The following is a 7703-nucleotide window of genomic DNA, read 5'->3' on the forward strand; positions in this document are numbered from 1 at the left end:
CGGCGTCAACCTGGAAGGTATCGACGCTCGAGAAGTCAACTCCATCAGGCTCTTTGACGACGAGCAGGGCCGGCCGGGGGCGGCTGGGTGGCCTGTTGCTTCTGTTGGGCCGCGGCCAGCACGTCTTGCTTACGGATGCGACCGCCCACCCCGGTGCCGGTCACCGAGTTCAGGTCGATGTTGTTTTCGGCGGCCAGTTTTCGCACCAGCGGCGTCACGTACGGAGTGCCGTCGACCCCCGAGCTCGCCGGCTGGTCCGCCGGTTGGGGCTGCGCCGGTTGGGCTTTCGGCTCGGGCGCGGGCTTCGGCTGCGGCGCGGGGGACGGCGTGGGTTCGGGCTTGGGCTGCCCCTGGGGCTGGGGCGCCGGTTGCGGCTTGGGGGCTGGCGCGGGCGGCGGCTGAGGGGCAGCCGGTGCCGCGGGCGCCGCGGCGCCGGAACCCGCGCCGATGCGCGCCAGCTCGCCACCGACGGGCACGGTGGCATCTTCCTCGGCGGTGATGCTGATCAGCACGCCGGCCACCGGTGACGGGATCTCGGTGTCGACCTTGTCGGTGGACACTTCCACCAGTGCGTCGTCGACCTGGACCGAATCACCGACCTTCTTGAGCCAGCGGGTCACGGTGCCCTCGGTCACTGACTCGCCGAGTTCGGGCATCAACACCGGGGTCGCGTCGGCGCCACCGGAACTCTGCTGGGCGGGGGCGGGCTCCGGCTGCGCCTGTGTCTGCGGCTCAGGCTGTGCTTGGGGCTCCGGCTCCGGCTCCGGCTCGGGCTCGGGGGCGGACTGCGTCTGCGGCTCCGGCTGGCTCGGCGCGGGCGCGGCCGGTTGCGAGTCGCCACCTTCCGCGCCACCCTCGGAGGCGTCGCCGATCACGGCCAGCTCGCCGCCCACCTCGACGGTGTCGTCCTCTTGGGCGACGATCTTGGTCAGCACACCGGCGGCCGGCGAAGGGATTTCGGTGTCGACCTTGTCGGTGGACACCTCGACGAGCGGTTCGTCGAGTTCGACCGTGTCGCCTTCCTGCTTGAGCCAGCGGGTGACCGTCCCCTCGGTGACGCTCTCACCGAGTGCCGGCATCTGGACGGAGAAGGCCATCTTTTCTGACTCCTCGATCGCTCGTGGGTCGGGGCGGGTCGATCAGCTCGCTCGCGGAAGGCGAAGTAGCAATCCAAAACTATCCTGTCACTGCGTCCTTGTCGGTACGCATCCAGGGCGGATACCCCGCGCTGGTCGGGTGACGCCAATCACGCTTGCTACGGTGTGGCCACACAGCCAGCGCGGGAAGGTCGGAGATGCCGCCATCACAACAAGTACCCCAGCATTTCGTCGACAGCGCCGACGGCGCCCGCATCGCGGTCTACGAAGAGGGCAACCCCGAGGGCCCCACGGTCGTGCTGGTACACGGCTTTCCCGACTCGCATGTGCTGTGGGACGGGGTCGTCCCGCTGCTGGCCGAGCGGTTCCGGATCATCCGCTACGACAATCGCGGCGTCGGCATGTCGTCGGTGCCCAAGCCGGTGTCGGCCTACACCATGGACCGCTTCGCCGACGACTTCGCGGCGGTGACCGGCGAGCTGAGCCCGGGTCAGCCCGTGCACGTGCTGGCCCACGACTGGGGCTCGGTGGGGGTGTGGCACTACCTGAAGCGTCCCGGCGCCAATGACCGGGTCGCCACATTCACGTCGGTGTCCGGCCCAGCTCAGGATCAGCTGGTCGATTACATCTTCAGCGGCCTGCGGGCGCCCTGGAAGCCGCGCACCTTCCTCCGGGCGATCAGCCAGGCGTTGCGGCTGACCTACATGATCTTCTTCTCGATCCCGGTGCTCGCGCCGTTGTTCCTCCGGCTGACCATGGCGGTCCCGGCGTTGCGGCGCAACGCGGTCGACAACATCCCCGTCGAGCAGATTCACCACTCCGAAAAACTGGCCAGGGATGCCGCGCAGTCGGTAAAGACATACCCTGCCAACTACTTTCGATCGTTCTCCGGTCGTAAGCAGGGCGTCGCGGTCATCGACGTGCCCGTGCAGCTCATCGTCAACACCAAGGACAAGTACGTGCGGCCCTACGGCTACGACCACACCCCGCGCTTCGTGCCGCGGCTGTGGCGCCGCGACATCCAGGCCGGTCACTTCTCGCCGATGTCACATCCCCAGGTGATGGCGGCGGCGGTGCACGAGTTCGCCGACCAGGCCGAGGGGAAGCAACCGAGCCGCGCGCTGCTGCGCGCGCAGGTGGGGCGTCCCCGCGGGTCGTTCGGCGACACCCTGGTGTCGGTCACCGGAGCCGGCAGCGGAATCGGCCGCGAGACCGCGTTCGCCTTCGCCCGCGAAGGCGCCGAGCTGGTGATCAGCGACATCGACGAGGCCGCCGTCAAGGCCACGGCGGCCGAGATCGCCACCCGCGGCGGCGTCGCACACGCCTATGTTCTCGACGTGTCCGACGCGCAGGCGGTGGAGTCGTTCGCCGAGCGGGTCAGCGCCGAACACGGCGTCCCGGACATCGTCGTCAACAACGCGGGCGTCGGGCACGCAGGCGGATTCCTGGACACCCCCGCCGAGCAGTTTGACAGGGTGCTCGACGTCAACCTGGGCGGTGTGGTCAACGGGTGCCGGTCGTTCGCGCGGCGGATGGTCGAGCGCGGCACCGGCGGCTACATCGTCAACGTGTCGTCGATGGCGGCCTACGCGCCGCTGCAGTCGCTGAGCGCGTACTGCACGTCGAAGGCAGCGACCTACATGTTCTCCGATTGCCTGCGCGCCGAGCTCGACGCCGCCGGGGTGGGCCTGACCACCATCTGCCCGGGCGTCATCGACACCAACATCATCAACACCACGAGATTCGACGCGCCCGCCGGCAAGCAGGCCGACGCAGTCGACGGCCGGCGCGGCCAGCTGGGCAAGATGTTCGCGCTGCGGCGCTACGGCCCAGATAAGGTCGCCAACGCGATCCTGTCATCGGTCCAGAAGAAGAAGCCGATTCGTCCGGTGGCGCCGGAAGCCTATGCGCTGTACGGGCTTTCGCGTGTCGCGCCGCAGGGACTGCGCAACGCCGCACGCATCCGGGTGATCTGAGGCGGGGCTAAACGCCCGGTGCCGCCCCGCGACGTCCCGTCAACAACGTCGCGCCGATCGCGACGACCCCAAGCACGGCCAGCGGTATCGCCCACGCGCGCCTGCTGCCAACGGACGACTGGCACTGCGCGACGTAGTCGGTGTGCGGGATGATCTGGTTCAGAATGGGGATATTGGATCCATTGCTGTTGTCGGCGCTTCTGGCCGCGGAAAGGTCAGTCGCCACGGCGTTTCCGCAGCCGACCGAATGGCCGTTGCTATCGGAGACTGACACTGGCACCAGCAGTCCGATGATTCCGGCCAATAGCAGCACGGCGCCCACACCGATGATCAACCGTCGCACGGTCATGGTTTCGCCTTTCGTCGTCGAGGATTTCGACCGCTAGGGAGATTATCCGCAGTCCCGCGCCGGTAAACCCGAGGTGGAGGTCGAATAACCCCGCGTTTGCCGGGTATCCGCCGCGGTAGCCGAGACATGGAGGGATTTCTAGGTGATCACTGCAACGCGTGAGGTGCCCGAGTCGTGTGAGCGGGTGTGGGAGGTGTTGGCCCAGGGCTGGACCTACACCCAGTGGGTGGTGGGGAACAGTCGCATGCGGGCCGTCGATCCGAACTGGCCGGAGCCGGGGTCCTCGATAAGGCATTCGATCGGGATTTGGCCGCTGGTGATCAACGACGCGACGATCGTGGAGGAAAGCGAACCGCCGCACAAGCTGGTGCTGCTTGCCCGGCTGGGTCCGCTGGGTGCCGCGCGAATCACCATGCTGCTGCACGAGATTCCGGAGGGCTGCCGGATCGAGATGATCGAGGTGCCGGCCGAAGGGCCGATGGCAGCCGTCCCAGATTCGCTTGCGCTGGCGGCGGCCTATCCGCGCAACAAAGAGTGCTTGTGGCGGCTGGCGGCGTTGTCGGAACGCCTGGAGCCGAGCCAGGTGAAGTGACCGTGGGCGACACGGCCGACGCCGTAGTCATCGGGGCGGGACACCACGGACTGGTGGCGGCGTCGATGCTGGCCGACGCGGGCTGGGACGTGCTGGTGCTGGAAGCCCAGCCCGAGCCGGGCGGAGCGGTACGCAGCGCCGAGCTGACGCCGGGGTACGTCACCGACCTGTTCAGTTCCTACTATCCGATGACGGTGGCGTCTCCGGCCATGGCGGCGCTGCACTTGGAGGATCACGGGTTGCGGTGGTCGCATGCGCCCACGGTGGTTGGTCACCCGCGCAATGCCGCCGACGACGACCCGCCCATCGTGTACCACGATCCCGCCCAGACGGCAGCGGAATTCGCGCGGCGAACAGCCGCCGACGGCGAGAACTGGTGGCGGCTGGTGGAGCTGTGGAACAAGATCAAGGCCCCGCTGCTCGACGCGATGCTCGCGCCCTTCCCGCCGGTGCGTCCGCTGCTCGCGCTGCTGCGCAGGCTCGGCACGCCCGAAGCAGTCCGGGTGGCGCGTCTGCTGGTGCAGCCGGCCAATGCCATGGCCAGCCAACTGTTTGAGGGTGAGGCACCGCGAGTGTTGCTGTTGGGCAATGCAATGCACGCCGACGTCCCACCGGACGCGCCGATCAGCGGGGCCATGGGCTTTTTGATGACGATGCTGGCCCAGGATCACGGCTGGCCGGTGCCGGTCGGCGGATCGGGTCAACTCACCGCGGCTCTGGTGAATCGCGCCCGCTCGGCCGGAGCGCGAATCGAATGCGGCCAGAACGTTTCTCGCATCCAGGTGCGGGGCGGAAGGGCGGTCGGCGTCACCACCACGCAGGGCCGATCGGTGGCTGCCCGCCGCGCGGTGGTGGCCGACGTGGCGGCGCCGCGCTTGTTCTGCGACATGCTGCCCGCCGATGCTGTGCCGCCGGCACTGCGTCGCGACCTCCAACACTACGAGTGGGATCCGCCGGTGGTGAAAGTCAACTATGCGCTGGCAACACCGATTCCGTGGCGAGCCAAGAATCTGCGGTCGGTCGGTACGGTCCATCTGGGGGCCGACGGGGACGGGCTGGTTCGCTGGATGGCCGATTTGAACACCCGCGTCATACCCGAGCATCCATTCATGTTGCTTGGCCAGACCACCACCGCGGACCCGAGCAGATCTCCGGCCGGAACCGAAAGCGTCTGGGCCTACACGCATTTGCCGCGGAATGTGTCTGACGACCCTTCCGCGGACCAGTTGGCCACGGCGGTGGACCGCGTCATCGAGGAGCATGCACCGGGCTTCGGCTCGGCGGTGATCGACCGGTTCGTGCAGCGGCCGTCGGATCTGGAGGCCAGCGACGCCAACCTGCATCTCGGGGCGCTCAACGGCGGAACCGCGCAATTGCAACAGATGCTGGTCTTCCGCCCCGCGCCCGGCATGGGTCGAGCCGAAACACCGGTCGAGGGGCTCTATTTGGGCAGCGCGTCGGCGACTCCGGGTGGCTCGGTGCACGGCGCGTGCGGGCGTAACGCGGCGAATGCCGCGCTGGCCGCCGACGGCGCGACGGGCTGGCCACGCCGCAAATTGGGTCGAGCCGTGCTCAAACGGCTGACTGGCTAACCCTTTACTAGCCCTTGTCGGCGATGTCCTCGAGCACCGCGAACATGGTCCGCGTCGGTACCCCGGTGGAGCCCTTGGGCGAGTAGCCCCACGGACTGCCGGTGTTGTACGCCGGGCCGGCCACGTCGATGTGGGCCCAGCTCACGCCCTCGGCGACGAATTCCCGCAGAAACACTCCGGCCACCAGCATGCCGGCGAAGCGCTGCCCGCTGATGTTCGACAGGTCGGCCACCGTGGACTTCAGGTCTTCCTTGAGTTCGTCGGGCAGCGGCATCGGCCAGCCGTTTTCGCCGACCTGCTGCGAGATCGACGCGACGCGGTCGCGGAACTCGTCGCTGCCCATCACCCCGGGGATCCGGGCGCCCAGCGCAACCGTCTGCGCGCCGGTCAGCGTGGACGTCTCGATCAGGTAGTCGGGGTTGTCCTCGCACGCCCGCACGATGGCGTCGGCCAGGATGAGCCGGCCCTCCGCGTCGGTGTTCTGCACCTCGACCGTGATCCCGCCGTACTGCGTCAGGACGTCGCCGGGGCGCTGCGCCGTCGCCGACGGCATGTTCTCGGCCATCGGTACCGTGGCGATCACGTCGATCGGAAGTTTGCGCTGCGCGGCCAGTGCGACGGTCGCGATCACGGCGGCGGCACCGCCCATGTCAGAGGTCATGTGGTGCATCCCCAACGCCGGCTTGATCGAGATACCGCCGGTGTCGAATGTGACGCCCTTGCCGACCAGCGCGACTCGCTTTACAGCCTTGCCCTTCTTTGCTTTGGCCAGCTTCGAACCGCGATGGGTCAGGCGCACCAGCCGTGGTGGACGTGACGAGCCCTGCCCGACGCCGATGATGCCCCCGTAGCCGCCTTTCTGCAGCGCCTTGTCGTCCAGCACTTCCACCTCGAGGCCGACAGACTCACCCAAAGCTTTTGCGCGCCTGGCGAATTCGGCAGGGAAGAGGTGGCTGGGCGGGGTGTTGACGAAGTCGCGCGCGGTGGCGACGGCGGTCGCCACCGCGGCGGCGTGCGCGGCGTCGTCCTTGGCGTCCTTCGCGGTGGCGAGCACCGTGATCTTGCCCAGCCCCTGGTCTTTCGGGGCCGTCTTGTCGCTGCGGAATTCGGTGAACCGGTAGCTGCCCAGGATCAGCCCCTCGACGGCGGCCGCAACGACGCCCGCGCCGGGCAGTTCGGCCAGCGTGGTGATCACCGATTCGGTCTTGCCGAGCGACCGCGCGGCCACACCGGCGGCGCGACGGATGGTGTCGGCCGGCCATTCAGGCCGCGGTTTGCCCAGGCCGATCGTGAGCACGCTGGACACCGGCAGTGACGGCACCACCAGCCGGTGCACCTGTTCGGCGCCGCCGGTGGCCTCCAGCGCCCGCAGGCCCGATTCGATCTCAGCGACCGCCCCGGACGACAGGAATGGCTGGGTGGCCGCAACGGCTGCGCCCGGCTTGTCGTCCTCGCCGGTCGAGACGACCGGCACGATCAGCACGGTGGACGCGGCGGCGCGCCGTGGCAGCGAGGAGGCGACAGCGACGGAAGGGGCCTGATATCCGGGTTCGGTACTCACGCGTAATCACCCTAGTCACCGCGGAGCGGCCTCACCTCGGTGGCGTCCGGACCCTCAGGTCGAAAGCCGGCACGGGGTCGTCAAATCCCTTGAGCATCAACGGGCCGTAAGCATCGGCGGGCCAGTCCGGCAGCTCGTCGTGCAGCGCCGAGTCGGCAAGGATCTGGTTCGGACTCGCGGCCGCCACCAGTCGCGCCGCCAAGTTGACCGGGCCGCCGAAGTAGTCGCCGTTGATGGCCAGGACGCTGCCGTAGGCAAGGCCGGCGCGCACCTGCAGACCCTCCTCGCGGGCCCGCGGGTGGTCGACGAGGTCGACCGCCGCCCTGGCGAGCTGCTCGGGCGACGCGCTCACCCCGGCGCAGTTGTCGGACCTGCTCAACGAGTTCGCCGGAACCGTCTCGGACGTGGTCCTTCGCGATGGCGGACGGGTGGTGAAGTTCATCGGCGACGAAGTGATGTGGGTGAGCGCGTCGCCCGAGCAGCTCGCCAGGGCGGCGGTCGACCTCGTCGACCACCCGCGGGCCCCCGATGCTGCA

The 7703-nt window shown here is 68.7% G+C and carries 5 protein-coding genes and 4 pseudogenes; 5 read left to right on the forward strand and 4 right to left on the reverse strand.

From position 1 onward, the window contains the following. Window positions 1-76, forward strand: a pseudogene (locus A5652_RS29075) (hypothetical protein); the annotation flags it as partial. On the opposite strand, the pseudogene A5652_RS29080 reads toward A5652_RS29075, so the two are convergent. Continuing rightward, window positions 63-1097, reverse strand: a pseudogene (locus A5652_RS29080) (biotin/lipoyl-containing protein); the annotation flags it as partial. The pseudogenes A5652_RS29075 and A5652_RS29080 overlap by 14 nt on opposite strands. 197 nt (window positions 1098-1294) lie before the next feature. Between A5652_RS29080 and A5652_RS02915 the strand changes: the two are divergent. Next, complete coding sequence (locus tag A5652_RS02915) at window positions 1295-3073, forward strand: SDR family oxidoreductase (protein ID WP_067346457.1); 1779 nt, start codon at window positions 1295-1297, stop codon at window positions 3071-3073. 7 nt (window positions 3074-3080) lie between these two features. Here the strand turns inward: A5652_RS02915 and A5652_RS02920 are convergent, their stop codons facing one another. Beyond that, window positions 3081-3422 carry an aminopeptidase gene (locus A5652_RS02920; protein ID WP_067346460.1) on the reverse strand — a complete coding sequence of 114 codons (342 nt, stop codon included), beginning with the start codon at window positions 3420-3422 and terminating at the stop codon, window positions 3081-3083. Window positions 3423-3564: 142 nt separating this feature from the next. Here A5652_RS02920 and A5652_RS02925 point away from each other — a divergent pair, with 142 nt between their 5' ends. Both A5652_RS02925 and A5652_RS02930 read left to right on the forward strand, forming a co-directional pair. Then, entirely contained in the window at window positions 3565-4014 is a 450-nt protein-coding gene (locus A5652_RS02925; RefSeq protein WP_067346462.1) for an SRPBCC family protein, read from the forward strand. Further along, window positions 4011-5606, forward strand: coding sequence for an NAD(P)/FAD-dependent oxidoreductase (locus A5652_RS02930; RefSeq protein WP_067346464.1), 1596 nt, complete (start codon window positions 4011-4013; stop codon window positions 5604-5606). Before A5652_RS02925 ends, A5652_RS02930 begins: the two co-directional genes overlap by 4 nt. A 7-nt stretch (window positions 5607-5613) precedes the next feature. On the opposite strand, the gene A5652_RS02935 is transcribed toward A5652_RS02930, so the two are convergent. Then, window positions 5614-7167, reverse strand: a complete 1554-nt coding sequence (locus A5652_RS02935; protein WP_067346465.1) for a leucyl aminopeptidase — start codon at window positions 7165-7167, stop codon at window positions 5614-5616. Window positions 7168-7198: 31 nt separating this feature from the next. Further along, window positions 7199-7519: pseudogene (locus tag A5652_RS02940) on the reverse strand (adenylate/guanylate cyclase domain-containing protein); the annotation flags it as partial. On the opposite strand from A5652_RS02940, the pseudogene A5652_RS27370 reads away from it, so the two are divergent. Next, window positions 7512-7703: pseudogene (locus A5652_RS27370) on the forward strand (adenylate/guanylate cyclase domain-containing protein); the annotation flags it as partial. The pseudogenes A5652_RS02940 and A5652_RS27370 overlap by 8 nt on opposite strands.

It is taken from the genome of Mycobacterium sp. 1165178.9 (assembly GCF_001673555.1).
GTDB lineage: Bacteria > Actinomycetota > Actinomycetes > Mycobacteriales > Mycobacteriaceae > Mycobacterium.